Annotated in this window: 25 protein-coding genes and 1 riboswitch; of the genes, 3 read left to right on the forward strand and 22 right to left on the reverse strand. The window is 45.8% G+C overall.

Annotation, left to right across the window (positions count from 1 at the left end; all coding sequences use genetic code 11):
* Window positions 1-131 precede the first annotated feature (131 nt).
* The 13 genes from AC58VC_RS08125 to AC58VC_RS08185 all read right to left on the reverse strand — a co-directional run bounded on the left by AC58VC_RS08125 (window position 132) and on the right by AC58VC_RS08185 (window position 14,543).
* The gene (locus AC58VC_RS08125; protein ID WP_497368332.1) at window positions 132-617 is read right to left on the reverse strand and encodes a MarR family winged helix-turn-helix transcriptional regulator; all 486 of its coding nucleotides are present in this window, start codon (window positions 615-617) and stop codon (window positions 132-134) included.
* Window positions 618-762: 145 nt separating this feature from the next.
* Window positions 763-1,101, reverse strand: coding sequence for a DoxX family protein (locus AC58VC_RS08130; protein ID WP_497368333.1), 339 nt, complete (start codon window positions 1,099-1,101; stop codon window positions 763-765).
* Between the two features lie 149 nt (window positions 1,102-1,250).
* Window positions 1,251-1,919, reverse strand: a complete 669-nt coding sequence (gene tenA, locus AC58VC_RS08135) for a thiaminase II (protein ID WP_497368334.1) — start codon at window positions 1,917-1,919, stop codon at window positions 1,251-1,253.
* A 35-nt stretch (window positions 1,920-1,954) separates the two neighbouring features.
* Window positions 1,955-3,217 (reverse strand): acetylornithine deacetylase, encoded by a 1,263-nt coding sequence (locus AC58VC_RS08140; protein WP_497368995.1) that lies wholly within the window; start codon window positions 3,215-3,217, stop codon window positions 1,955-1,957.
* A gap of 98 nt (window positions 3,218-3,315) precedes the next feature.
* A riboswitch (TPP riboswitch) is annotated at window positions 3,316-3,416 on the reverse strand.
* A gap of 37 nt (window positions 3,417-3,453) precedes the next feature.
* Window positions 3,454-5,442 (reverse strand): putative phage tail protein, encoded by a 1,989-nt coding sequence (locus tag AC58VC_RS08145; RefSeq protein WP_497368335.1) that lies wholly within the window; start codon window positions 5,440-5,442, stop codon window positions 3,454-3,456.
* Window positions 5,443-5,498: 56 nt separating this feature from the next.
* Window positions 5,499-6,329 (reverse strand): carbohydrate ABC transporter permease, encoded by an 831-nt coding sequence (locus tag AC58VC_RS08150; RefSeq protein ID WP_497368336.1) that lies wholly within the window; start codon window positions 6,327-6,329, stop codon window positions 5,499-5,501.
* Window positions 6,322-7,224 (reverse strand): carbohydrate ABC transporter permease, encoded by a 903-nt coding sequence (locus AC58VC_RS08155; RefSeq protein ID WP_497368337.1) that lies wholly within the window; start codon window positions 7,222-7,224, stop codon window positions 6,322-6,324. Before AC58VC_RS08155 ends, AC58VC_RS08150 begins: the two co-directional genes overlap by 8 nt.
* Before the next feature lie 6 nt (window positions 7,225-7,230).
* Window positions 7,231-8,541, reverse strand: a complete 1,311-nt coding sequence (locus tag AC58VC_RS08160; RefSeq protein ID WP_497368338.1) for an ABC transporter substrate-binding protein — start codon at window positions 8,539-8,541, stop codon at window positions 7,231-7,233.
* Window positions 8,542-8,589: 48 nt separating this feature from the next.
* Window positions 8,590-10,146, reverse strand: a complete 1,557-nt coding sequence (locus AC58VC_RS08165) for an FAD-dependent oxidoreductase (protein ID WP_497368339.1) — start codon at window positions 10,144-10,146, stop codon at window positions 8,590-8,592.
* Between the two features lie 17 nt (window positions 10,147-10,163).
* Complete coding sequence (locus AC58VC_RS08170; protein ID WP_497368340.1) at window positions 10,164-11,270, reverse strand: hypothetical protein; 1,107 nt, start codon at window positions 11,268-11,270, stop codon at window positions 10,164-10,166.
* Complete coding sequence (locus tag AC58VC_RS08175; protein WP_497368341.1) at window positions 11,270-12,055, reverse strand: creatininase family protein; 786 nt, start codon at window positions 12,053-12,055, stop codon at window positions 11,270-11,272. The genes AC58VC_RS08170 and AC58VC_RS08175 overlap by 1 nt, the downstream gene beginning before the upstream one ends.
* Window positions 12,052-12,810, reverse strand: a complete 759-nt coding sequence (locus AC58VC_RS08180) for an SDR family NAD(P)-dependent oxidoreductase (RefSeq protein WP_497368342.1) — start codon at window positions 12,808-12,810, stop codon at window positions 12,052-12,054. Before AC58VC_RS08180 ends, AC58VC_RS08175 begins: the two co-directional genes overlap by 4 nt.
* 11 nt (window positions 12,811-12,821) lie before the next feature.
* The gene (locus AC58VC_RS08185; RefSeq protein WP_497368343.1) at window positions 12,822-14,543 is read right to left on the reverse strand and encodes an amylo-alpha-1,6-glucosidase; all 1,722 of its coding nucleotides are present in this window, start codon (window positions 14,541-14,543) and stop codon (window positions 12,822-12,824) included.
* Window positions 14,544-14,773: 230 nt separating this feature from the next.
* Here AC58VC_RS08185 and AC58VC_RS08190 point away from each other — a divergent pair, with 230 nt between their 5' ends.
* Complete coding sequence (locus tag AC58VC_RS08190; RefSeq protein WP_497368344.1) at window positions 14,774-15,592, forward strand: helix-turn-helix domain-containing protein; 819 nt, start codon at window positions 14,774-14,776, stop codon at window positions 15,590-15,592.
* Here the strand turns inward: AC58VC_RS08190 and AC58VC_RS08195 are convergent.
* Genes AC58VC_RS08195 through AC58VC_RS08215 form a run of 5 tightly spaced genes read right to left on the reverse strand, consistent with a single transcriptional unit; the run spans window position 15,589 to window position 20,443 of the window.
* The gene (locus AC58VC_RS08195; protein WP_497368345.1) at window positions 15,589-16,374 is read right to left on the reverse strand and encodes an IclR family transcriptional regulator; all 786 of its coding nucleotides are present in this window, start codon (window positions 16,372-16,374) and stop codon (window positions 15,589-15,591) included. The two genes, AC58VC_RS08190 and AC58VC_RS08195, sit on opposite strands and share 4 nt — an antisense overlap.
* The gene (locus tag AC58VC_RS08200; RefSeq protein ID WP_497368346.1) at window positions 16,374-16,760 is read right to left on the reverse strand and encodes a RidA family protein; all 387 of its coding nucleotides are present in this window, start codon (window positions 16,758-16,760) and stop codon (window positions 16,374-16,376) included. The genes AC58VC_RS08195 and AC58VC_RS08200 overlap by 1 nt, the downstream gene beginning before the upstream one ends.
* Window positions 16,757-17,608 (reverse strand): SMP-30/gluconolactonase/LRE family protein, encoded by an 852-nt coding sequence (locus AC58VC_RS08205; RefSeq protein ID WP_497368347.1) that lies wholly within the window; start codon window positions 17,606-17,608, stop codon window positions 16,757-16,759. Before AC58VC_RS08205 ends, AC58VC_RS08200 begins: the two co-directional genes overlap by 4 nt.
* Window positions 17,609-17,639: 31 nt before the next feature.
* Window positions 17,640-18,962: an aspartate aminotransferase family protein gene (locus AC58VC_RS08210; protein WP_497368348.1), complete on the reverse strand. Its 1,323-nt coding sequence runs from the start codon at window positions 18,960-18,962 to the stop codon at window positions 17,640-17,642.
* Entirely contained in the window at window positions 18,959-20,443 is a 1,485-nt protein-coding gene (locus AC58VC_RS08215) for a M81 family metallopeptidase (protein ID WP_497368349.1), read from the reverse strand. Before AC58VC_RS08215 ends, AC58VC_RS08210 begins: the two co-directional genes overlap by 4 nt.
* Before the next feature lie 219 nt (window positions 20,444-20,662).
* Between AC58VC_RS08215 and AC58VC_RS08220 the strand changes: the two genes are divergently transcribed.
* Window positions 20,663-20,872 (forward strand): alpha/beta-type small acid-soluble spore protein, encoded by a 210-nt coding sequence (locus tag AC58VC_RS08220; RefSeq protein WP_127450781.1) that lies wholly within the window; start codon window positions 20,663-20,665, stop codon window positions 20,870-20,872.
* A gap of 94 nt (window positions 20,873-20,966) precedes the next feature.
* On the opposite strand, the gene AC58VC_RS08225 is transcribed toward AC58VC_RS08220, so the two are convergent.
* Window positions 20,967-21,749 carry a squalene/phytoene synthase family protein gene (locus AC58VC_RS08225; RefSeq protein WP_497368350.1) on the reverse strand — a complete coding sequence of 261 codons (783 nt, stop codon included), beginning with the start codon at window positions 21,747-21,749 and terminating at the stop codon, window positions 20,967-20,969.
* Between the two features lie 216 nt (window positions 21,750-21,965).
* Between AC58VC_RS08225 and AC58VC_RS08230 the strand changes: the two genes are divergently transcribed.
* Window positions 21,966-22,634: an SIMPL domain-containing protein gene (locus AC58VC_RS08230; RefSeq protein ID WP_497368351.1), complete on the forward strand. Its 669-nt coding sequence runs from the start codon at window positions 21,966-21,968 to the stop codon at window positions 22,632-22,634.
* 1 nt (window position 22,635) lies between these two features.
* Here AC58VC_RS08230 and AC58VC_RS08235 read toward each other — a convergent pair whose 3' ends face one another.
* The 3 genes from AC58VC_RS08235 to AC58VC_RS08245 all read right to left on the reverse strand — a co-directional run bounded on the left by AC58VC_RS08235 (window position 22,636) and on the right by AC58VC_RS08245 (window position 25,459).
* Complete coding sequence (locus AC58VC_RS08235) at window positions 22,636-23,511, reverse strand: cation diffusion facilitator family transporter (RefSeq protein WP_497368996.1); 876 nt, start codon at window positions 23,509-23,511, stop codon at window positions 22,636-22,638.
* Between the two features lie 264 nt (window positions 23,512-23,775).
* Window positions 23,776-24,492: a hypothetical protein gene (locus AC58VC_RS08240; RefSeq protein WP_497368352.1), complete on the reverse strand. Its 717-nt coding sequence runs from the start codon at window positions 24,490-24,492 to the stop codon at window positions 23,776-23,778.
* A 64-nt stretch (window positions 24,493-24,556) separates the two neighbouring features.
* Window positions 24,557-25,459, reverse strand: a complete 903-nt coding sequence (locus AC58VC_RS08245; RefSeq protein WP_497368353.1) for a hypothetical protein — start codon at window positions 25,457-25,459, stop codon at window positions 24,557-24,559.
* Window positions 25,460-25,540: the final 81 nt, after the last annotated feature.

Consider the following 25,540-nt stretch of genomic DNA (forward strand, 5'->3'; position numbering starts at 1 on the left):
CCCCACCTATAGTATACTTATATAATATAACATTAGATATTATAATAATAGGATAAATTTTTGCCAAAGGAAAAGGCGATCCCCATTCCTTCTGGAGTGAGGGCCGCCTTTTTACGTCATACTATTGGATCTCAATCATTTTCAGCCTCATGTTCTTTTGCATCGCTTTGACGATTCTTAATACCATACCCTATTTTCTTAAGCAGCACAATGAGTTCGACCTTCTCTTCATCCGTCACAAAAGACAAATTGTCGGAGATCGCTTGTACATGATGCGGGAAAATAGTATCAAAGTAGCTCCGTCCTTCTCCAGTTAATGCTACATTCACTTTACGACGATCACCAGGGATTGGAAGGCGCTCCACGTACCCCTTCTTCTCAAGCTTATCTACTACATAAGTGATACTCCCACTTGGAATCGAGAAGGTGTCACTAATTTTCTGTATAGGGTGCGGACCTTTATTGTATAGAAACTCAAGAATTTGGAAAGTTTCGATACTCAGGTCATAGCTATCAATGCTGCGCTCCATGCTGCCATACAATTCTTTCACCATGTTTCTTATGACGCGTATTAGCCTTAAATCAAGCTCTTTACCCTCTTTATCGCGTTCAGTCATACTTCAACCACCTTATCTTGCTTTCTTATACACAAGGATATTCGACTTCTGTAGGAATTTCAATTAGAAAAAATCGAAGGTCTTCTGCTTCAGCACAAAAGCTTAAGAAAATTGAATAGATGATTGCTCTTATTTATCCCTTACTTCAGTTCAAAATGATGACAATAACAGCTAGGATGAACAGAATGATAGGCATCATTGCTTTAGCAACGGGATCTTTCACACGAACCAAGTGGACCAGAGCTGCAACAAACATGGTGATTGCCATAAGAATAGCACCAACTAAGGCATACGGACTAACCCAAATGCCAATAATAATGATAGCGGCTGATAGCACTTCTACTAAACCCGTAAAAATCCTCATTCCCGACGATAGCCGATATCTCTTGAATTCTGCTACCATCTGTTTGCCGAACTTCATGAAACCAAATAGCAGAAATCCAATCCCTAAAATAATTTGAAGCACGATGGATAAAATATGCATTCGAAACACCCCTATATATATTTTGTATAACGTTATTTATTCTAATATTAGAATATCTGTTAGTCAAGATATAATTTTAGTTAAGCCTCAGATGAACAAAAAAGGAGATTGCCACGTGGCAATCTCCTTGCATACTTTCCAAGTGCTAGCTAGTCAGGCCAAGTTTCCATACGATAAGCCATCTCCCAGAACAAATATTCATATCGCGTCGTGTTTAGAAATATCTCTTCCAGCCTAATCAACTCGGATTCCGGCTTTCCTTCGGTCAGCTGATCCAGCAGCCCGATACACCACTGCGCTAAGCCCCCGAACTCCTCCGAGCTGTACATCTTAATCCAAGCTCCATAATAGGAATGTTCGCTGGCTCCAGGTAATCGGCTTAGCTCTTTACCAATTTCGGAATAACTCCACATGCAAGGAAGGAGCGCTGCAGTTAGCTCAGCTAACGATCCATTTTGCGCCGTATGCAGCATATAATGCGTGTAAGCTAGTGTAACAGGTGATGGTTTCGCCAGTTCCAACTCTTCCTCGGTGATGCCGAACCGAGCCGCATACGCTCTGTGAAGAGACATTTCTTCATTCAATGTCGCGTCCAGCAGACTGGCAAACATGCCCATTACCGCCAAATCGTCCGACTTTACTGCTCCTAATGCGAACAGTTTGGCATAATCTTTTAAATATACATAGTCTTGAATCATATAAAAGCGAAACTTCTCCAAATCCAGTGTGCCTTCGCCCATTTCCTGAACAAACGGATGGGTGTGATTTCTCCGCCATACCGGTTGCAATCGCTCATATAAACGCTTAGAAAAAGTCATAATCGTATCCCCTTTTTTATGGATTTAGTTAGTCCTTATCGTTCCGTGCGGCACCATTCATAAATGAACTTCAGCATCACTTTGGTAAAATCGATCAATTGCGCGATGGAAACCTGCTCATTGACCGCATGCGCGTGTTCTAAACGGCCAGGTCCGTAGATGACAGCCGGAATTCCCGCATCACCGAACCAACCGCCGTCCGTAACAGTCGCTGAGACATCGATCATCGCCGGTTTGTCTATAACGAGCTCATGGAAAGCTTTCAAAGCTTTCACGCCAGGATGCTCTGGGTCCACCTCAAGTGAAGGGAAGATCTCCCCGCGGTCTTCGATCATGGATGAGCCGCCCCATGTGAATATAGGAGGATGCTCTCTCAGCCAAACATCGCTTTGCGCAACCCGGTCAATATGCGCTTCAATTTCTTGGATCACTTCGTCATAAGTTTCGTTCGGGTAAAAATGGACGGTAATCCATAAACGGCACTCATCGGCTATAAAAGCCGCATGTCTACCGCCTTCGATAACAGCAGGATTAATCGTAGTAGTACCTGGCGAACAGCCGAGATAGCTCTTCATAACGGCCCAGTGCCGCTCCAGCTCTTGCAGTCCATGTACAATTTTCATCATTTTCTCTATGGCGCTTGCCCCAAACAGCTTGCCGCCTGCATGGATCATGCTTTTGCGAGTGGCGTCGTGCCAGGTTTGTTGGCTCTTCACCGTGATCCATCCGGTAATGACACCTCCTTGTCCTTGGAGATGCAAATCACTGGTGTCCACGACAACCGCAAAGTCCGCCCGGTACCCGCGTTTGCAGCATTCGAGCGTCCCTGCCTCCCCCACCTCTTCCCCAATCACCGATTGGAAGATGAGGTCCCCTGGCAGTCGGATGCCCGCTTCTCCCAGTAGTTGAATGGCAAAGAGCGCACCCGCGAGACCACCCTTCATATCCGCCACACCCCGGCCTATGATCACTCCGTCGCGGACAATTGGCGTGAAGGGTCCAGCTTCCCAAGGCTCATCCGAACTCACCTCAGCCACATCGATATGACCGTTGATGATAAGACTTTTATACAACTCAGGTGCTTGTCCTTTCAGGGTACCAACGACATTCGGGTCTCCCGGATACACCTCCCACTGATCGATCTGAAAGCCTCTTTCCCTAAGGAATTCAGCGATAAACCCTTGGGCTTCAGCCGTATTTCTGGCTGGGGGGGCAGGCGTTTCGAACCGTACCAAACGTTCTACAAGCTGGATCAACTCCGCTTGACGCTTCTCTACTTGCTGGATCACTACATCCAGTTCCTTGGCCAAGCTTGCCACATGATCTCCTCCTAGCAGCTCAAAAACAAAAAACCGCTTTCTGATAGAAAGCGGCTGCGTTATGATATAGGAATCCAAACGACATACAACCACTTCCCTTCGCTAGCATTACCTAGATCAGGTGTAAGGGTTAAGACCAAAGTCTTTCTCAGCTATTACAGCACCCCTAGTGTTCAATACGATTCAATTGTCTAGTCAAATCTTACCACAACATTCTATATCAGCCAATCCCCTACCATACTTACAATTTCCCACTGACCATCTGAACGACCCAGCAGTACGATGGAATTGCCTTGCACGTCGGTTCCAATGAGCGTCTTTCCTCCATTTGGTGACAGAATCGTCTTCCCTGGTTGTGTTTGCAGATTTAGCCGATACGGCGCTTCTACAAAAAAAGTATAAGTGACGGCTGCCTTAGCTGTTGGCAGAAGCAGATTAACCTCACCAGATGCGCCTGCGTTGGTGATTTTGAAGCCTATGTAATCGAAGGTGACAGATCCGGAAGAAGGATAAGCTTGAATAGGCAGCGGTTGTTTAGCCGCATAGATATCTTCGGCTGTGGGTGCTATCGAATAGAGCTTTTGTCCTCCACCTTTGACGCTGCAGCCCAAATAGGCCACGTTCCGCAATAATTCGGAGTTGTTTTTCTTTAGTGAGAATCCACGTTTAATCAGCGGAGCCTGGCGTGTATCAACGGATTCGCAGTCCATATAGACGGCATTTCCGATGACGGTTCTAACTTGTGATGGCACCGTTGTGAGGATGAACGAGGAGCCATAACCGTAGGGGTCCTCCGGCTGATTAACCGTGTTACAATTAATCGCCCGGCAGCGAGTATAAGAACGCTTTGCGCTATCAGCCGAGAAGGATAAATCCGAGAATCCAGCGAACTGCTCGCTTTCAGCGATACAATCGATCAGTTTGATTTCGCCTTGTACGGCTTTGGCAGCATCTCCTCCGTAGTTCATGGAGAAACCAAATGAATTCCCCTTCGTTTTACACTTCTCAAAAAGGATATCAATAGGCTCACTGGCAGCAGTTGGTTTCAACAAAGTGACAAGGAAACCTCGCCCTGTATTTCCATCCGCCACACATTGAATGAATCGAATATTTTTGAGCAGATCAAGCTGGCCATTCGGTTCAATATCTACTCCGCTCTGCGGAGCTGTCCCTTTCGTGTTGGAGAAGCGGCAGTTCTCTACCGTGAGACCATCTACGGAAATAACGGATAGCCCTTGTCTTCGATTATTATCCGCACGGCAGTTACGAAGCACAATATTTCGGCAAAAGCCCACGGTCGATTCGAAATATCCGATGTAAAATCCGTCTCCGCCGCTGTCGTTGGCGTTGATATTCTCGAGCACAACGTTCTCTGAACCGCTGATGTCGAAGATATGGGCTTGTTCGCCTGTCGTATACGCCGCCTTGTTCATACGCAACGTGGAACCATTGCCGTTGATATACACGTCTTTAACAGTTTTGATACGAATTAATCGTTCATAAACAGGCCCTACTTTGCTTAGCGTGTCTACTGCTTGTAGGATGGTTCCCGGCTCTATTTCAATCGCAATTTGGCTTGGAATGAACAATTGACCCGTTAAGTAAAAGCCAGCTCGCTGCTTGGGAATAAACAACTTGTGACCAGATGCTGTATTTAACGCCATCTGCAAAGCCAACGTATCGTTCGTTACGCCATCTCCTTTCGTACCGAACCAGGAAGCAATCAGCGTATCCCCATAGATCCGTTTGAACCGCTTGCCGTTAGTGGACACAAGTACGGTTCCCGTGTTATCTACAGATGTACTGTCATTCGGGTCATAACGAAAGAAGCCCTCCTGCATCTCGTTTGTTACGTAATAAGCTAGTGCCGGATCAGGTTCGAGTTCTACCCTCAGCTCCTCCAACTTGACGGCGACGCAGAAATTCATGTCCAGGATCTCAAGCAACTCAGTTCTACGTTTTCCGATCGCCACTCCGTAAACGGAACTTGTAACGGATTGATCACTGGCAAATACAGTAGACTTACCTGCAACCCCCCATAAACCGCTAGAAACAGCAGCAACTCCTCCTATTCCTAGCGTAGCTAACAATTTCCTTCGGCTAATTAATGGCTCCTTCTGTCCTTTCCTCTCCGCTGTTCCCTCTGTGTCTACTGGAATAGCTGCTTCTTCCATTTCATTTGATTGGTTAGATGGTTTGGACATAGCTGTAGTCACTCTCCTTATCCCGCATTCGGGTCATTAGTTGGAGTTCAGTTAAGTCAGCCTTTCAATCCCGTTGAAGCGATTCCTTGGACGAAATATTTTTGAGCAAATAAAAAGACGACAAGAACGGGGACAATGGTGATGACGGCACCAGCCATAACAAGCGTCATACGGTTTTGAACTTCGTTTTTCAGAAAAAGGAGCCCTAGAGGCAGCGTGAACATCTGTTTGTCCTGTAGGTAAATTAGCGGTTCTAACGTGTTATTCCAAGCGCTGATGAAGGTAAAAACAGCAAGTGCAGACAAGGCAGGCTTCGCTAAAGGAAGATAGATCTTATAGAAGATTTTCCAAGGGTTCGCTCCATCTACCCAAGCCGCATCGTACAGTTCCTTCGGCAAGGTTTTATAGAATTGGTGCAGCAGGAAGATGCCAAATGCCCCACCGAGGAAGCTCCTCAGAATGAGCGGATAGTACGTATCGAGCGCACCGACGGATTTCCATATAAAATACGTTGGGATCATGGTGATTTGGGAGGGAAGCATCATCGTGCCAAGCATGGCTATAAATATAAGGTTCCTGCCGCGAAATTGGAAAAATGCTAACCCGTAGGCTACGATCGCACAGGATACTACGGTTCCGATTAAATCCATGATCGTGACAAAGATGCTGTTCATGGTGAACTGCAGGAAGTTGACCTCAATCCATACCTGCTGATAATTTTTCCAAACGAACGGTTCCGGAATCAATTTGGGAGGGAAGGTTAACTCCGAGCCTGCTGCTGTCAATGATGTCGAGAGCATATATAAGAAAGGCACAAGCATGAGAACGGACCCGATTCCTAATATCGCATAAGCAGTAACTTTCAGAGTGGTGTAGGAATTATTCATAATGCACCCACCTCTTTTCCGTTACCTTCTGTACAATGGTAATAGCCAGAATAACGAGGAACAGTCCCCAAGCCATCGCGGATGCACTGCCCATTTTGAAATTCAGGAAGGAATCGCGGTAAATCAAGATGTTTGGCACCATATTGCGGTCAGCTACAGAAATGACGTCACCCAGCATGACTAGAAACACATCAAAAGCGTGGAAGGCAGAGATGGTGGATAAGATCATGACCATATACACCATTGGGGACACGATTGGCATCGTTATTTTCGTAAACAACGTCCACCCTGTCGCTCCATCCATCCGTGCCGCTTCTAGCATTTCTTCGGATATATTCTGCATGCCTGCCAAAATAAGGACCATCGAATACCCGGCACCCTTCCAAATATTCACAAGTGCAATAGAACCAATGACTAACCACCATTTCCCACTGCGTATCCAATCGATAGGTCGGAGTCCCAGTATATGTAAAATCCAATTCAGCAAGCCGTATTCATTATTATAAATCCACAGCCAGATCATCCCCCCTGCGACCCATGGCGTGATCACAGGGAGAAAGTAAATCATCCGGAACAAGGATTTGCCACGAATCTGCTGATTGAGCAGATACGCAAGAATGAGTGCAGTGAACGTCTGAAGCGGCACGAACAATACAGCAAAATAACCAACGTTGCGCATCGAAAGCCAGAAGACTTTCAGATGTAGGAATTGGTTCCAATTACGCAGTCCAATCCATTGCGGCGGGTTGAATAAATCCCACTTCGTAAAGGTTAAATAGAGTGAAAATACGAAGGGAAACAAGAAGAAAATCAGCAGTTGCAGGACAAATGGTACGGTGAAGGCGAAGCCCCACCAGCCTTGTTTGCGCATCGGAGCACCTCTTTTCAAGTCCAATCCGGTTTATTTGTTTTCGTCGAGTACGCCTTGGACCTTCTGCTGAATTTCTTTAGCGCCTTCTTCCGGCGTTCGCTTACCATCCATAATATCGTTCAAGATTGGACCTGCAGCTGCACGCCATTCATTCCAGGACGCGTTCTCATCCAGCGTACCCCCCGCTTCTTCAATTCCTTTCGTATAAGCCTTCTTGTTGACCGGTTTACTAGTAGATTTCTCGAGTTCAGCCAGCGCTGTTTTCTTAACAGGCAAGCTTGTGCCGCTTTCTGATAACAAGCCTTGACCCTCATCACTCAAATAGTACTTGAGGAATGTCCATGCGGCTTCTTTCACTTCGGGCTTCGCCTTGGAATAAACGATCCATTGGTTCACAACCATCGGAACGAAGCGTTTGCCATCCATACCGATGGGCATTTTGACGGTGTCCCAATCAAGGTCCGGTTTATTTTTATTGAGAGAGACTTGCGTTGCGTACTGGAAAAATGTCATAGCTACTTTCCCATTTTCGAAAAATTTGCCAGTAGTTGCAGCTTCTCGCGTAGGGCTGATTTTCAGCTTATTGATTGTATCGGCCCACGCCGTCAGTCCTTGAATCGACTTGGAATCTGTGAAATTTGATTTGGTTAATGTCGAATCGAGAGCGGAACCGCCGTATGCCCTCATCCAAGGAAGCCATCCTAATGTGATATTGCTTCCTGCCTGGAAGCCATAAATATCCGGTTTACCATCACCATTCGTATCTTTCGTCAACTTCTTGGCGGTTTCGATCATATCATTATAAGTCCAGTCGTCTGTTGGTAACGGAATGTTATTCTCTTTAAAAATCTGCTTATTAAAGGCTAGCGCGCCTGGGTTAATGCCGTGCGGAATCCCGTATATTTTGTTATCTAATTTGGCGGATGTAAGAGCACTCACATAGTCGTCGGTCTTCAAATCGCGCTTGATGTACGGCTCAAGATTCTCAGCAACCCCGCGTTTGCCGTAACCAAGCACAACTGCATTTTCTTGCAGCCACAGATCAGGGGGATTATTCCCTGCAATGCGAGTAACGATTTTCGTGACAAAATCCGCCCAAGGCGTTTCCTCGATTTCCAGCTTAATGTTCGGATACTTAGCTTGAAAATTCGTAATGATCTTCTGACTAGTGATGTCATAACCACCGGGTAAGCCAATTTTCAACGTGACATCCTTCAAGGGGGCTGCTGTTGCTGTTCCGCCTGAATCACCAGGTACAGTAGCCGCAGGTTTACCAGTTGAACAGGCTGTGAGTAGAGATAAAGCTACCATAACTCCTATAACTGTTGTCTTTTTACTCATGAGTATGACCTCCCATTAAGAACAATTTCGAATCAATTACACATCTCTTTATGAATTCACGTGAAGGATTTGACCATCTAGCAGCAGTTGTTTTCGCAGCAGTCCATAATCCAGATCTTGCAATGCACATTGGTGCTGCAGCGCTAGTGCAGCTGCCGTGGCCGCGGATTGGCCAAGAATCATAAACACTGGCTCCATTCGAATGGACCCGTAAGCGATATGCGAGGAAGACAAGCATACGGGCACTACGAGATTCGTACACTCCTCTCCTTTTGGAATAATAGCTTTATACGAAATCGGGTAGGGTCCATTTGGACTGATTTCAACGTTTCCTTCATTGATACACCTACCGTCTAGTACTAATCGTCGGCAGTTGTGCGAGTCCATGGTGTAAGCAGCTAGCCCAACTGAATCCTCCTCTGTTCGATAATGGCGACAATGATGTTCGGTCATAACTACGTCTGAAATCATACGCCTCGCTTCACGGATGTAAAGTTGATGCGGCCATCCGCCCGTAGAGGTAAACTCATCAGCTGGAAGCCCCCAAGTCTTAACCTCCGCTCGAATAGCTGCTGGAATCGTATCATCATTCGCCAGAAAATAAAGCATTCCCATATTATAGTGAAGATGCTGTTGGAAGAGCTCTTCGCGAACCGCATAGCTCGCCTCTGGCCAAGCGTAGTTACGCCCAATATAATCGGTCGAAATCCCCCCCCAATTGTTCAAATCACTTTTGCCGCCAGGCATCACCTTGTTGAGCTTCAAGGCATCCCAGACGCCGCTGCGAATATATCTCGCCAGTAAGGCAAATTCATCGCGATTGTAGTTAGGCGGCTCTGGGAAGGAAAGTTGATTATCCGGGTTGCTGCTCAAGCAGATTCGGAAATTGTACGCCTGAACCGAATCATCTCCCTGTCCCTGCACGCCGGGTGCTGCATCGGTTATTCCTGGAAGCAGCCCGCTATCCATCTTCCCCTCAATCACATACGGGTCTACCCAAGCCATAAAGTTGTGTTTGGGATGACCCAAATGAATTCCGTTCAATATCTCTTTGTAAACAGTATTGGATTCTCTGCCCACATGATAGGAAACGCCAGCTCGTGCGAGCAAATCTCCCTCATAGGAAGCATCTATAAACATAGGGGCTGTATACACATTTCCGTCTTCCATTATGATTTGTATAATACGTCCTGATTGAAGCTCTACTGCTTCTAAATGCTGCTCAAAATAGACCGGCACTCCTGTTTGCTGCAACCACTCGGAGAAGATCCGCTCCGCCACATGAGGTTCTAACGCCCAAGTCCTCCCATCAGGCTCATCGCTGCCATAGTGCTGTCCTAATGCTTGATAGAACTCGCTGGAAATTCCCCCAATAGCCATCGTGTTACCGACATCCGTACGTCCTAGGCCGCTTGACGTCATTCCGCCTACATGCTGGCTGAATTCGGCAATCACCGCTTTAAGACCCATGCGACTTGCTTGGATAGCTGCTGCCACACCAGCAGGAGTACCTCCATAAATACAAAGATCAGCTTCGATGCGATGAGGTTGTCGAGGTTGAGCCTGCTTTGGCTTATAATAATGTAAATTTGAAAAAGCACTCATGTGATCTCCTCCTCGGTTCAATTGGTATATGAGATAGAACACAGCTGCGGTGTGTCTAGCTTCCTTCCTAGATGCAGAGATTCCATGGCTAGATTGATCATTCCGGTTGTCAGAAATGTCCGTTCCGCACAGACAGGTGAACGGCCAGTCACTACCATCTGCTCAATCAGTTTAGTTAGCTTCTCAAAATGGTTATAGGGACGCCCCATTCCGCTATCACAGCGAGCAGCTGTCATCTCTCCATTTCCTTCCCGGAAAGCAAGTGCCCACTCTCGTATAAAACGCTGCAGCTGAAGCACGTAACCTTTTAAACCATCGGTATAGGTAATAATGAACAACACAGGCACATCAACATGATCCCTCGGATGCCCTGGCAGAACATCTCTTAATGAGCCAAGAGCCTGAATCATGAGATCCTCGGGAACCTCTCCCCGATCCATTGCCGCCCACACTGACCTGCCTTCTAGCGTTTGAACGGACCGAATTCCCGTCTCACCGCCTGCTCTTTGCTCAGCTGCTGCCTGCAGCACCTCGATGCCATGAAAGCCATACGATTCAATGCCAAGCCAACTGACAACGAAAATCTCCTTGACTTGATTTAACTTCTCTGAAGAATAAGCCGGCACTTGAGGCGTATGCGGAATAGAGGATCCCCCCAGAAAAGGCAGTCCTCTCTTCATCAGCTCGCTGTATATCCACTCCGCATCCTGCATGCAATAAGACAGATGTTTATCATTAAATATAGGTACACTCAGCCCTAATAGATCCAAAGCACGGAACGTTTCTTCGAAAAAGTAGCGGCGTGGATACAACTTTTGACGCTTCTCGTTCCAAGCGTAGTCTCCATGTTCGCCTATCAAAAGAACGCCATGAATCGGACTCCCAACATGCGGAGCAGCAATGGCATCCAAAATGGAAGCGTAGATTGGAATACCTCGAGCTTGCGCTTCTGCAGTACCAATATCGTTAGAAGGAACCTGATCCAGATACAGCGAAACCACTTCGATCTGCGGGGTATACCCGAACATGCCCAGCAGCCGTCCGATGATAACTTCCGCATGGGAATCAGGCCGGTATTCCGTAACGATGACAGCTACTTTTTTCCGCTCAGTCCGTGCGCTCATTAGGCCAGTTCCACTCCTTCATTCATCCAATTGCCGACTTGCACAAGCCATTGTGCTGTCGATTCAATGATTGCTTGCAAGTATACAGCTCCCTTAGCCGCATCAGCCTGCTGAGCGGAGTCCGTATAACCATCTACGCCGGTTAAGTAACTGTGTTTGCCGATGAAAGAACCTGGCGGGCCGGCATTAATCCAAGACCTTTGCGGATGTGCCGGGATATCTGATCTCTCATTACGTAGCAGATCCGGCGTAAGAGAAGCGATAAGTGAGGTTTCGAAGCCTCCGGCGTGCCCCGGGACCATCCCCATCTCTTGTGCCCCAAGCTCTGTAAGAGCTGATCGAGATAAACTCCAATAAGAAGCGGAAGCGGTCCAAATGTCATGCTGCACGGCAAGGTCCTGAGCCGCCTGATGCATCATAGGCTCGTTGCCTCCATGTGCGTTGAGAAAAATGATTTTGCGAAAACCACCGCTCACTAGACTTTCACCTATTTCCTTCAACATGACAAGATAAGTAGATGAAGTGAAGGATAAGGTGCCGCCGAAAGCCAAATGATGCTGTGAACACCCAACTACAAGCGTTGGGGCTAATAGAAGCTTCGTGGACTTCGCAGCCTGCTTGCAGGCTTCAAACGCAAGATGCTCACCTATCAAACTGTCGGTAAATACCGGAAGATAAGGCCCATGCTGCTCCGTCGCCGCAAGTGGAACGACAACCGCATACCCCTCCTCTGCTTGACGCTTTAACGTTTCGCGTGTTCCGTGGTGAAACAAGAAATCGTTCATAGCGCAAATCCCCCATCAATAGTAAGTAATGCGCCTGTTATATAGGAGGCGGAATCGGATAGTAAAAAGGCTGCCAATTCCGAAACCTCGTCAGGCGTTCCCGAGCGGCCAAGCGGGGTCATCTTGGCAACGGCTTCTTTGAAGGAAGAGGGAAGTGTGGTTAATGCCTCTTCCGTCTTAATATCACCCGGGAGCAGAGCGTTAGCTCGAACACCCTTATGAGCGTAGTCAGCAGCTATGACACGTGTCATCTGATTGACGCCTGCTTTCGCAGCACCATAAGCTAGACAGGCCGGTTTCACCTTATGGCTTAAGACAGAGGAAGCATTAAGAATAACGCCTCCTCCCGATTCAATCAGGAGTGGAAGAGCATGTTTATTGATCAGAAAGGTACTTGTCAATGTTCCTAAAAGTACTTGATTCCATTCCTCTAAAGAGAGCTGTAGAGCAGGTTTAGATATTTGTGTATAGGCATTATGATATAAACCATCCAAGCGGCCCCATCGATTCTGAACGCTTGCTAACGCAGTTGTGACTTGTTTCTCATCTCGCGCATCGGATTGGATGTACAATAATTCATCTGGGAGAAAAGAAGCGATGGCTGGATCGTTCAACCTTTGTTTCGCATCCTCGGGCGTAACAAGATCCGTTGCTACGACTTTGGCGCCTCGCTCAAGAAACATCCTAACGGCTGACAATCCCAGCTTGCCAAGCGCCCCTGTTACTAAAATCACTTTGCCGCTTAACTGCGCCACACTTGTTCCCCCTATGCCTGTTCCATCAATAGACAAGCTGTCAAAGCAGCCGACCAATGGAAATCTCTGACAACGTCCATTTTTTGACGAATATTATACCTGCCTGTCGGTGGACCCTTACGATCGCACTCTGGAGGAGGTACGAGGTCCGCAGAATCAAAATACTCAAAAATAACACCGTATTGTTCATAGTATTTTTGCACCATTTGGATACTTTGCTGAGCAAGTTGATCTGCTTCCGCTTGCTTCCCCTGCTTCTTAAGGCCGATATAGACAAGGTAATTCATATTCATCCATACAGGACCTCTCCACATATCTGTGCCGTACATATCTTCTGAGGCGGCTGTTGTTGGAATAGGGAATCTGGTTTGGAAATGACTTGGATCCTGCAGCATGGCGACTAGACGATCTGTACGTTCTTGAGGCATATGATTTAGGAGCAGTGGTAAGAATCCACTTACGGCCTTCACCCGAGAGAAGTTTCCGTCTATATCTCGATCATAATAGAATCCTTCGCTCTCATCCCAGAGCAGATTTTGAATCTGATCGTTCAGATCAGCCGCTTTTCGCTGCCAACGCTCTGCTGTTTCCGTCTCTCCGAGCTCAAAAGCAATTAATCCGAGGAAATGAGCATCCTGGGCGGCGAAGACAGAGAAATCAACAGCATCCAATACCGCCGCACGATCAAACCGAGGGGAGTTGTCCATACCGGATTCACCGGAGCGGCAAAGCGGATTGCCTTCGATCATCCATTCGAGCAGTCCATTCTCGTTACGGTCACGGTTCGTGATATCCCAATTTAGATAACGTTCCAGTATCGGGAGCGCGTAGCGTAAATAGGTGCTTTGCTTCGTATGCAGGAAGTTCTCCCAGACACCCCATGCGAGTAAGGGAGGCTGCGTCATGTTAGAACCTGATCCATCAACTTTGCTTGTGTGAGGAATCATGCCATCTTCACGCTGTGTATCTAAGACGGATTTCAGATAATCCCATGACAACTCAGGGTTCAACACATTCATCGCAAACGAATGAAATACGGAGTCCCACAGCCACATCGCTTGGTGAGGAACACGGTCAGGCGTGGACCAAATCTGCCGAATGACCCCTTCAGGTGCCAGTGTGTTGACTTTCATCACGCTACAACACTTCAGAAGCAGCCGCTCCTTCATCGGGTCATCCAGTCTGGGAACACGCTGATAAAATTGCAGTCTCGCTTCCGTTTCTTCCCAGGCATCGTATGTCAAACCCTTCATTACCCGGCTGACAGCCTCATCTAGCTGGCTTCCGTAAGCTAATGCCCATCGTTCCTTGTCTCTGAGCAGCACGATAACATCCCTACCGTTTGCTGCCTCCGTGATGAAAAGAGTATCTTTCGCCCAAGCTTTGCCTCCCTCGTCTTCTTCAAAGCTTAACTGGATATCGACTGACAATGGAGCAAGCCCAACAAGTGTATGCCAGCTCTGATAAACCGCCAGCAGTGGGCCTTCGTCCAGTTCAGCTAACATAACGTCTCCTGTTGCGATGCGAATCTCTCCTGAATGGGGCACATCAAATTGCAGCCATCTGCGCTTTGGTGTATGAAATAGCAGGCTGATCTCATTTGCGCCCACCGTTGCTACGAATTGCGAATTCGAATCCGTCTGTCCGTCATATCCAGAGAAAGCAAACAGTGCTCCCTCTTTCCACAGATCTGGTAAATGTTTCTGAACTTGCAGCGCCATCTTGCCCGTCAAATTTGCTCTCTCCTCTATGAACCCATTTATTGATTTTATTATCGCGTATTTTAGACATCGGGTTCTATAGAAGAAATTGCGCTTTCCTTACAAGATTTTGCTCTTTTCATCGTTTCGAAGCGGTATAGACTATGATATACTCAGAATCATCTAATAGATAAGGCAGGTGAGCAGCATTGGATGCTTTGAAGAAAATTGAACCCTTCGAAGGTAGGCGCTTCCCTTTACGAATGACCGAAGTCATTAGCTGTTTTCACTTGGTAAGACCCCATTGGCATGATCACCTCGAGTTTATACAATTAATTGAAGGTGAAGCTCAAATACTTATCGATAATCGAACATTTATCGTGCGAGCACCGGCTATTTTATTTATTAATAGTTGCAAGATTCATTCGATGCAGTCCCTTAACGGCAAGAGCAGCACCATCCACGGGATGATCTTCGATATGTCTTTGTTATCTGGTTCATTTGAGCATTCCGAGCTACAGCATTTATTCGCCCGCTTCATACAGACTGCTCCCATCCTGGAGCCCATCCTCCCCTCACATCCGTTGTGGAACGAGCTGACGACCCATTTTGAACTAGCCTACAAAGAGTACGCGGCACAAGATATTGGCTGTGAGCTCATCATCAAATCGTCCCTATATCGCATGATGATTCCTATGCTTCGCGGCTTTCAGCAAGAGTTGTCTCTATCGAAAGACTTGAACAAAAGCTTTGATCAATATAAACGTCTCAAACCTGCCATTGATTTCATAGAATCCTGTTATGCGCAAAAGATTTATACTGACACCCTCGGTGGGCTGGTAAATTTGAGCCCTTTTCATTTTACCCGTTTGTTTAAAAAGGTCACTGGACTTACCCCGATGAACTATATCAATCGCTATCGGGTAGACATGGCCAAACGATTACTGATCGAAAAAGACCTCACCATCACGCAAATTGCAGAGCGCACTGGTTTCTGTAATGTGAATTATTTTGATAAAGTATTTAAGGAAATGAACGGATTCACGCCGCTAGAGTTAAGGAAACAATTCACGGATGGTTAGGTAGCTTGATAATAATGAATCGAAGTAAGTTTCTTCGCCCCTTGGATGACTAGATCAGTCATTTGGCTCCATGTTTCTTCCTTCCACCTGGTTGTCGGAATAGAAATACTTATCGCAGCTATCAATTCTTGATTAGCATTATAGATCGGGGCGGCTACACAACGGATACCTTGTACCGCTTCCCCCTCACTGTAAGCCACTCCTACCCGGCGAATCTCCTTTAACTGCTCCACTAATTTCTCGAGATCAGAAATCGTATGATCGGTCAGAAGACCAAGTTCTTGCTCTCTGTATAGCTGCACGACATCGTCATCACTCATTGCACTTAAAAATAACTTACCCATCGCTGTAGTGTGAAGCGGCAGCTTCATACCCAGATGCGAGATAAAACGCACATGGTGCGTACTTTGTCTTTCAGCAATATACAAGATATTCCTATCGCTCCGAATCGCTAGATAAACGGCTTCATTTACTTCCGAAACGATCTGCCCGGAAATATATTGAAACTCTGTCGTTAAGTTCGTTTGCTGGGCATATTTGGCACCAATTTGAAAGATTTTATAACCAAGTCGAAACGTCTTGCCGTTCTCGTCCTTGTCCAAATAACCACGATGAACCAGATTCTGCAAAATCTTAAATACACTGCTCGCTGGGAGTTCCAACTGGCGTGTGATGTCCATTAAGCTTAATTCTCGTGCTTCAACTTCCCCGAACAATTCAAAAATATCCAGCACGCGGTCAGCTGATTTGACGGTTTGGCTCGCTTTATCTGTTATACTCATCAATGATCCTTCCTTACTGGAGAAAGTGCGATGACATCGATTTCTACCAAAATATCAAAATTTAAATCACAATAGATGGTCGTCCTAGCCGGATAGGGATAGGCAAAATAGCTTCCATACACTTCATTGAATGCTTCATAATGGGATCGTTCTTTTAAATACACGTTCACTTTCACCACATTCTCTAATGTGGCATTTGCTGCTTCCAAGATATGTCGAATGTTCTCCAGTGTCTGCAAGGTCTGAGCCCTTAAGTCCGTGCTTACGACTTGGCCGGTTGCAGGGTCCAGTCCTCCTTGACCGGACACGAACACGAAACCTCCCGCTTCTATCGCGGAAGAAAAGGGCTTGCCACTTGCACCATCCGTTGCAATAGGTTGTTTCAATTTTCACCACTCCTTCCATGATTATCGTTCCAAAGAGCCCAGCATCTTCCTGGTGTATCTGTTCGGAAGCTTTCAATCGTTCCCGTATCCGCCATGGTGACATAGCAGGTACGTCCATCTGCTCCGCCAAATGTTACATTTGTACATAGTTTGCCGTTAAGAGCAACCTCCCTCACCAATTCACCTTGCGGGGAAAGAACGGCAATCGTTCCTTTTCCGTATCGCGTGACATACACATTCCCTTCGATATCACAGCGCATACCGTCTAACCCATAATCGGTAAATTCGTAAAATAACCGTTTGTTGCCAACATCATATCCGCTCGTGAAATCATATTGCCAAATCCGCCGCTGAACGGTCTCGTTCACAAACAGGCTCCGCTCGTCATAACTGACCTCAATGCCATTCGTAGTGCCCATTCCCGCTTCCAACATGGTTGATTTGCCGTTCTGATCGATACGCCATAACATCCCATTGGATTGCTTCCAATTCGGGTCACTGGCAAACCACATGCCATTTTTCGTAACAGCTAAGTCATTGGGCTGGTTCATGGCGGGCTGCTCGGCAAATGTGTGAATGTGAAGAGTTTGCATGTCCACTCGCAAAATTCGGTGCCCTGTATAATCGGCGATGAACATGTGACCTCGATCAAAGCGAATCGCATTCCCTGTAGCACCTGCAGGTAGTTCAAGAAATAGACTGCTGACCCCTTCAGGCGTTACTTTCCCTATCGTATGTCGCCTTGCATAGTTCACGGCATACAAATTCCCCTGTTGATCACAAGCTGGCCCTTCAATCCCTGATGTAAACTGATGAGGCTCCGTTAAAGTTTGGCTCACATACAACATTTGCTCCCGCCTCCTTCTTTCCCCCGTCTACTCACCTGCGATGAGCAGCGATTCGTTGTGCAACACGCTCTACAGCAGCAAGTGTATCTAGAACTTCCTTCTCCTCATGTGCGGTAGACACATACCAAAGCCCATTCGGACGAACGAGAATACCCTCGTGCAACATTTCTTCGGCGAATCGTGTATAAAGCTGTGAATCTCGAAGGTTGAATGTATCGAAATCAGCTACTTCTGTTCGATCGATGAACATCAGATGGAACACTGGCCCCTGTTGATTCACAACGGCTTGAAGTCCATTAGTTTTAAGAATCGAGCGAATTCCCTCTGTCAGCATCGACGCAATATGCTCCATGTCCTTGAATGCTTGCCCCTCAGATTTCGACAACTCTTGGATCACAGCGAGTCCCGCGGCTATAGCCAGGCTGTTGCCGTTTAAAGTACCAAGATGCATAACCGTTCCTTCTTCGATTAGACGCATAATGTCTCTCTTACCAGCCACCGCGCTTAAGGCAATCCCTCCTGCCATCGCTTTGCCGATCGTTACAAGATCTGGATCAATGCCGAATCGCTCGTGAGCGCCGCCCAAACCTAACCGAAATCCAGTAATCACCTCATCCCAAATTAATACGATGCCGAATGTTGAAGTTAATTCCCTCATCTTCTCCATGTACCCCGGTAAAGGTGAAATACATCCCGAATTACACATAACCGGCTCCGTAATAACGGCTGAGATCTCATGATGATGTTTCGTTAATGTCTCTTCCAAAGCTGCAGGATCATTCCATGGCAGCAAAATCAGATCCTGCAGGCTATTCTGGCTCTGACCTCCAGTTCCCTGGAAGATCCCCGTTTCAGCTGCTGTATGGCCAGTTGAGGAGAAATCAGGGCTCGGAAAGGAAGTGAAAATCGCATCGGACCAACCATGATAATGACCATAAAAACGAACCGTTTTGGTCTTGCCCGTATAAGCTCGAGCTAATCGCAGCGCTAACATCACCGCTTCTGTCCCCGAACCGCTGAACGCCACTTGTTCTGCGCAAGGGAGTATTTCGGTTAAGCGCTGGCCCAAGCGGATTTCACCATCATGCTGTAAACCGTATGCACTTCCATTTTGCATCGCTTCATAAAGTTGCTCGTTAAAAGCCGGATGTGCATGTCCGAGGATCAAAGGCCCATAGGCCAGCATATAGTCGATATATTCATGATGGTCCACGTCCAGAATTCTTGCTCCAAATGCCTTTTGCACATACAATGGCGTCGGTTTCATTGAAGCTCGCAGGCTGCTTGCCACACCTCCCGCCACATAAGTTCTCGCTTCTTGCAATCTCTCTATGGATTGTAAGTATCGGTTCATTGGGTATGCTCCTTTTCGAGGAAATAAAGTGGAAAGATGGATTGTGGGACATGTTGGTAAGTTAGACGATGAAGTGAGGTGGTACAGCATCCTGGGGTATCTACTTCGATGACTTGCTTGGCGATAGGACCGAACGCACTAATCCAGGCTACGGCCGATTTAACCACGATGAGATGAAAATCTTTCGGACTTAAGCCGATGGATTCGACATGTCCAATATCCCATGGGGGGACTCTTTCTTCTGTGAGAACAATCGTAACTTGATTGACTTCAATGACAGCCGTTTTTCCCATATAAGCCACTGTACCTTTCATATATGGGCCTCTATGTGTATACATCCCATCGAAAAGGAGCTTAATTTTACCCTCAATTGGGACTGGTTTTCCGTGCAAGCTGTCACCTTTTCCACCTATGTCGCATGAAATTTCATTGCCCACACCTTGTTGGCACGCGATTGAAACAGCTTCCCGATCACGAATAACGATTAAACTCTGGCATGGAAGTTTTAATAGCTCAGGCAACAAATGAGTTCCATCGGCCGGGGCTCCTCCGCCTACATTATCCGATGCTTCAACTAAAATGACGGGTCCCTCTTTGGCATCCTTGACAAGTTTTATCGCTTGCTCAACTTCAAGCTCTTGAACCAAAAACTCATCTCGAAGTGACCATGCAAGATTAGCTAATCTCTCTGCATAATTTTGTGCCAAAACTTCATTGTTATGGGTCGTTACCGCAAAAGCCATTCCTGCGAATGGCACATCGCTGTATGGAAATCCACCACAGACGGTTACGTTAAGCACTTCAGGATTCTTCTCCATATGAAAGGCTTCATCCATGATCGTCTTCATGATCCCTTTTGTCGTGATCATTTTTTGCGGTACAACGAGCATGTTGGGTCTGACAATGGCCATGACAGGCTGAATTTCGCCGCGAATCTGACGAGCCAACAGATGCAGCGCTTCTTCTCCACGTTCATAGGCATCAATATGCGGGTAAGTATCGTATCCGACGAGCAAGTTGCATAATGGAGTCATCTTCTCACCAAGATTGGCATGAAGGTCTACAGTAACCGCTATAGGAATTTGCTCACCTATAATGTTGCGGATAGCCTCCAGTATGGCAGCTTCCATGTCGAAACACTGCTCGGAAACCATAGCTCCATGAAGAATAACGACCATTCCATCAAGATCAGGTGCAATTGAACGCGTTAACTGCTCCAAAATCAGCTGAACGGCGTCTTCCGATACGATGCCGCTCGGTGTAGCAGACGTGTACAGACCTGGAACAAGTGTAACTTTCTCCTCCGCCGAAGCCGCGATAACGCCTCCCATCGTCGTTCGGGTATGCTCAAATAAATCCATGAAGGCATCCCTGCCAAGCGTGAAGCAATGTTGAAAATCAAGCCAATGCGTCTGGACAGGAGCGAAAGTGTTCGTTTCATGGTAGACACCGACCACTCCAATGCGTAACTGGTTTGACATGCCATGTTCACCTACCCTTACTAACAGATAATGGGATAAAATTGAGATATTATGGAAATAGTGTAGCACACGATTTTTATTTATATCAAGAAATTTATTTTACATTTAGAAAATAAGTTGAAGGATAAAATTACCAATCATCTTTGCAAAAGATGCATGCATAATAGTTCCTTTCCCTCCGCATGATAGGAGTACACCAAAAAAAGGAGTGATTTATCCATGGCAAACAATAGTACATTAGTGGTTCCTCAAGCAAAAGCAGCTTTAAATCAAATGAAATACGAAGTAGCTCAACAACTAGGAATTCCGCTTTCACCAGATGGTTACAATGGGAATCTCGCGACTCGCGACGCAGGCTCTATTGGTGGCAGTATTACAAAAAGATTGGTCCAAATGGCTGAGCAACAACTGCAAGGTTTCCAACGTTAATAAGTTGACTTAAATGCAAACACAAAAAAGACTCCACTCACCTTCCTCCTCCTGGTGAATGTAGTCTTTTTTTTCTACCCTCTAATGAATCCGTTTAGCCAGATACTCGACTCACAATTTTCAGAACCGCATCTCTTGTTAATTTGTTTCCGCCAACAGCGATGAGGTTAACCGTAGCATGTGCAAGTGCTAATGGTATTTTGCAAAATCTCAATGCAGGACCTTCCTTTAGGTCCGCGATATAAGAATCGGCAAGTTGTAAATTGCGACGAGTGTACTGCTGCATTTCCTTGAATCCCCAGCCGTCTGGAAAAAAGTCAACGCCGCGTTTAAGATCCTCTCCTCTATTGCGGAGGATATTTACCGCCTGTAGTCCTCTTCCGAAGCCAATTGCCTTCGTTCGATCGGATTGCGTCCCGTCATGCCAAAGCCATAGTTCGGAAAGCATTTCTCCGACCATACCTGCAACGCTATACGTATAGCGGTCCAAATCCTCTTCCGTATGGATGTTCCACCCGTTTTGAACCCAATTGGCCATATCGAAAGACATCTTTGCGATGTAAGAAAATACAATGGGTGCTCCCGTAGATGGACAGAGTTGCGCCCACTCATCAAGTTGCATCGTAACTGCTGGTAATACCGCCTTATACGGCGATAATAAATTTTGTATATCAGCGATTGGCTGTGGGGATTGAAATGCCTTATGTATCCCGGTTAATAATTCAACTTTCAATGAATCTGCGAGTTCATCATGATCTTCGATCTCGTCTATAGCTCTCATACACAGATAGGCTGATGTTACAGCCTCCTTCAAGCCTAAATCCAAACTATTTATAGGTATATAAAAAGTACGGCTTGTTTCCTTCAACATGGTCATTGCATCATTCAGGACGACGTTATTAATGAATTCTCCCTCCAAGTAATCGTTTAGCATTTAACTTATTCGTAGCTAGATATCATGATAACACACGTTGACATTGTCAATCCAAATTTAATGATCATTTCTCTACGAAGCCCCCGCTAGCGTCCCGTTATGTTTCAGGTGAACTCCTCATACATTGGGTAATGACTGCCACTAGAAAGGAGTCCTTCCATGTACGGGTATCCAATTAACAGATCAGCATCCCCTACGCGTTCAAACCATTCATCTACCATAGAAGTCCTAGGGGAGGGTAACGTGACCGCAGCACCTGACCGGGCTGTGATCGTGCTTGGCGTTGTTACAGATGGTCCTAACTTGCAGGCCATTCAGACGGAAAATGCCAAAGCCATAAGCAACATTATCCAATCCTTGATGAGCCTAAACATCCCCCGAGAAAAGATACAAACGCATGATTATCGTATCGAAATCGTTCATGATTATGTGGATGGCAAACAAATCTTTCGAGGTTATAAAATCACCCATCTGCTACAAATCACGACGGATCATGTAGCTCAGACAGGAAACCTTGTTGATACTGCCGTTTCAAATGGTGCGAATAATGTTACTAGCATTCAGTTTACTATAGCACATCCAGAAATTTATGAGAATCAAGCATTGTCGCTTGCCATCCAGAACGCTCGTCAAAAAGCCTATACCATCGCTAATACACTAGGTGTGACCCTTGGCGCGGTTCCTTCTCACGTACAGGAACCTTCGCGGACAGCAGGTCCTGTGCCCTATATGACGGCCAAATTTGCTGCAAGCGCGGTTGAAAATCCTATTGAGCCTGGGCAATTAACAATAAAAGCGGCGGTTCGCGTGTGGTTTTTATTTGCTTGAATCATTTAGCTGGTTCGTAATGAACATGGACTTCAAAAACTTCTGATGTCTTCTTTAGTTCATTTTCTACTTTTGTTGCAATATCATGGGCCTTTTGAAAGTCCAAATCTGCCTTTATCGAAAGAACAACATCAACAACCGCATTACTTCCGTAATTTCTAGCGCGGAGGTCCTGTACACTTTCAACCCCTTCGACTTGCAGCACGGTATCTTTAAAAGCTTGAATAGCTGTTTCATCGAAACCATCTGATAAATGATGAGAGGCTTCACGGAATATGTCCCATGCGGTTTTACATATAATAAATCCAACTAGTACCGCGGTCAAAGGGTCAAGCCACGGCAAACTAAATTGGGAACCAATGATGCCAATGACGGTCCCGATACTTACAAAAGCATCGGATAAATTATCTTTCGCTGCGGCCATAACGGCTTGACTTTTCACTTTTTGGGCAAGATTTTTATTATAACGATACACAACATACATGACAGCCGCACAGAAAGTCCCTGTCCACACGGAAGTGAGATCCGGCGCTTGCTCGTTCACTTGAAACATCGATTTGATGGCTGTTATAAATACATCCAGACCGACGACCATCATGATGAAGGATGCGACTAAAGAGGCAATCGTCTCGGATTTCCAATGTCCATACGGGTGATCTTCATCTGCTGGTTTTTGAGCCAATTTTAATCCGATCAACACGGCAATGGATGCCACAATATCCGTCGCGTTGTTTAAACCATCCGCTTTTAAAGCTTCCGAACCTGATATATGTCCAACGATTAGCTTCAAGGCGGAAAGGCATATGTAGGCCACTATGCTGATGGTAGCTCCCCGTTCTCCCATTTTTAAATTCTCATATCTCATCTCTTGTTCCATCATTCCGCTGGACTCCCCTCGGCTTTTCGTTGTGCTTGTTAATAATATCAACCGAAGTTTGTGTGGGTCTAGAGAAACGTTTTTTCATATGGGAGAAAAAATAGGGAGGGGTAAAGAAAGTTGCCCTTTACTAAAAGATTAGGCTTATAGCAATATAAACAAAAAAGCTAGGGGGTTGTTGATGGGGAGGCTTCTATTTAATATTCCAATTATTAATTTGATACACTATTTATCCCCCTAGTTATTAAAATTAATTCTACATTGTCATGTTGGTGGCAAAATTAATTTGCGAATTTCATTGTCAACAATTCTTGTATTCGTTGTGGAGAAAGTAACATGACTTCCATCGTCGGTTAATAGAGAGGAATAGGCAATCGGCTCGTTCGTGTAGATAACAAAATGATAATATGTCGGATCGCCTATTTTGTTCTGAGGGTAATAATTTTCCGTATCTGTCCCATTTTCTAATAACTTCATAAATTGTTCTTTCTCGCTATTATATAAGGTTTTGTAGGGTACTACTTCACCAAGTTGATAGAGCCCCACTCGCTCTATCTTTTCTTTAGGAATATCTTTATAGTTTCGTCTCAAAGATTTAGTAAAGTCATCCCCTGCATATAATCGATATCCACCAACTCTCGTCTCATCTCTTGCAGCTATTAATTGATTGATCTCAAACCCTTTGACTTTGTAAAGTTTCGTACCAATCTCCAGAAATGCAGCATCTCCTGGTTTCGTCTGATAATTGGGATTAGTAACGACATCCCCCACTTTAAAATAAACTTCACCTACCACCTCATCGGTGATATCATTTGGATCATTTATCACATCTTCAAACAAACCAGTGTAGGAATTTCCTGATATTTTAACAAAATCAACCCAATCGATCTCGGCGTTTCCCTGAATTGAGTTCCTATCAAGCCTAGAGTGTCCGTTAAGAATTACCACGAGCAGGGCCAGTACACACATCCAAATCCTCACAAAAAGTCACCTCATTTCTAGAACTACGACGCACAGCTGTTCCACTATAAAACGTAACAGTCACTTATCGGTCTATGACGACTTTTGCCACCATTTTATCGGGTCCAATTTCATACCCAGCAAACCAAATTTTCACACGGTCTCCGACTTTTAAGTCGTTAATGCTCACCATTTCACCTTTTATCCAAACTTGTGCAATAGGAAGTTGCTGATATTTCACCCCATCCACTTCAATATTACGCCCTTCGTTTACCCCTTCACCTGTTTTCTCCAAACCAGTAACTCTGCCGCTCGCATCTCCAGTTCCATCGTCCCATGCTGTTATTTCAAGTCGTAAACCCGAAGTTTGACCTGGGTAACTCGACAGCATCACACCCTCTGACCATACTTTGACGGATGAGCCGATAGGAACGTCCTTTTTTGGGATAGGTTTCCCTTCAAAAGTGATGTCTGCATCGTCCACCATCCCGTACCAAGCGGCATCCGGCATTTTCTTTTCAGTGTCTAAGAATTTATCTGAAGAGACGACCAGGAATCTCCCCTGCTTGTCAATTGCGTTGATTTTACCAGCCATTCCTGACTGCCCTGCGATTGTATTTACTCTAATATTTAATGGAAACTCTGCTCCGACAGCTTTATACACGTCTTGTTTTATGGCTGCAATCTCTTCATCCGAAAGTGCACTTGTGTGATCCCCTATCCGGCGAATTTCTAAGATTCCCTCATCCTCGTCACTGTATGAAGACAGAAACTTTACTTGATGACTCTCGAAAACGGAGTTGAGTGTGGGGATGAGATTCATATAAGTATCTAAATGATCTTTAGATACGGACTCCACTTTCTTGTTAGAGTCTTTCCGTACATCTCCACTTCCACTCACTCGATTTCGCTCCTCACAGCTTGCTATTAACATTGCAACAAAAACCATACAACAGGTCGCTACTAACATCGTCTTCATTTTATTCACGAACATTCGCCCCCTTTCTCTTATAGACGTTCTCCTCCACATAATTGTTACTTAGTCGATTGACATTCATGCAAATATAGG

It is taken from the genome of Paenibacillus sp. J22R67 (assembly GCF_059692175.1).

What these genes read in the sequence shown, in the direction of transcription:
- AC58VC_RS08125 (WP_497368332.1), bottom strand. Translation starts at nt 617, where the DNA reads ATGACTGAACGCGATAAAGAGGGTAAAGAGCTTGATTTAAGGCTAATA.
- AC58VC_RS08130 (WP_497368333.1), bottom strand. Translation starts at nt 1,101, where the DNA reads ATGCATATTTTATCCATCGTGCTTCAAATTATTTTAGGGATTGGATTT.
- tenA (WP_497368334.1), bottom strand. Translation starts at nt 1,919, where the DNA reads ATGACTTTTTCTAAGCGTTTATATGAGCGATTGCAACCGGTATGGCGG.
- AC58VC_RS08145 (WP_497368335.1), bottom strand. Translation starts at nt 5,442, where the DNA reads ATGTCCAAACCATCTAACCAATCAAATGAAATGGAAGAAGCAGCTATT.
- AC58VC_RS08150 (WP_497368336.1), bottom strand. Translation starts at nt 6,329, where the DNA reads ATGAATAATTCCTACACCACTCTGAAAGTTACTGCTTATGCGATATTA.
- AC58VC_RS08160 (WP_497368338.1), bottom strand. Translation starts at nt 8,541, where the DNA reads ATGAGTAAAAAGACAACAGTTATAGGAGTTATGGTAGCTTTATCTCTA.
- AC58VC_RS08165 (WP_497368339.1), bottom strand. Translation starts at nt 10,146, where the DNA reads ATGAGTGCTTTTTCAAATTTACATTATTATAAGCCAAAGCAGGCTCAA.
- AC58VC_RS08170 (WP_497368340.1), bottom strand. Translation starts at nt 11,270, where the DNA reads ATGAGCGCACGGACTGAGCGGAAAAAAGTAGCTGTCATCGTTACGGAA.
- AC58VC_RS08175 (WP_497368341.1), bottom strand. Translation starts at nt 12,055, where the DNA reads ATGAACGATTTCTTGTTTCACCACGGAACACGCGAAACGTTAAAGCGT.
- AC58VC_RS08190 (WP_497368344.1), top strand. Translation starts at nt 14,774, where the DNA reads ATGACCGAAGTCATTAGCTGTTTTCACTTGGTAAGACCCCATTGGCAT.
- AC58VC_RS08195 (WP_497368345.1), bottom strand. Translation starts at nt 16,374, where the DNA reads ATGAGTATAACAGATAAAGCGAGCCAAACCGTCAAATCAGCTGACCGC.
- AC58VC_RS08205 (WP_497368347.1), bottom strand. Translation starts at nt 17,608, where the DNA reads ATGTTGTATGTGAGCCAAACTTTAACGGAGCCTCATCAGTTTACATCA.
- AC58VC_RS08210 (WP_497368348.1), bottom strand. Translation starts at nt 18,962, where the DNA reads ATGAACCGATACTTACAATCCATAGAGAGATTGCAAGAAGCGAGAACT.
- AC58VC_RS08215 (WP_497368349.1), bottom strand. Translation starts at nt 20,443, where the DNA reads ATGTCAAACCAGTTACGCATTGGAGTGGTCGGTGTCTACCATGAAACG.
- AC58VC_RS08220 (WP_127450781.1), top strand. Translation starts at nt 20,663, where the DNA reads ATGGCAAACAATAGTACATTAGTGGTTCCTCAAGCAAAAGCAGCTTTA.
- AC58VC_RS08225 (WP_497368350.1), bottom strand. Translation starts at nt 21,749, where the DNA reads ATGACCATGTTGAAGGAAACAAGCCGTACTTTTTATATACCTATAAAT.
- AC58VC_RS08230 (WP_497368351.1), top strand. Translation starts at nt 21,966, where the DNA reads ATGTACGGGTATCCAATTAACAGATCAGCATCCCCTACGCGTTCAAAC.
- AC58VC_RS08235 (WP_497368996.1), bottom strand. Translation starts at nt 23,511, where the DNA reads ATGGAACAAGAGATGAGATATGAGAATTTAAAAATGGGAGAACGGGGA.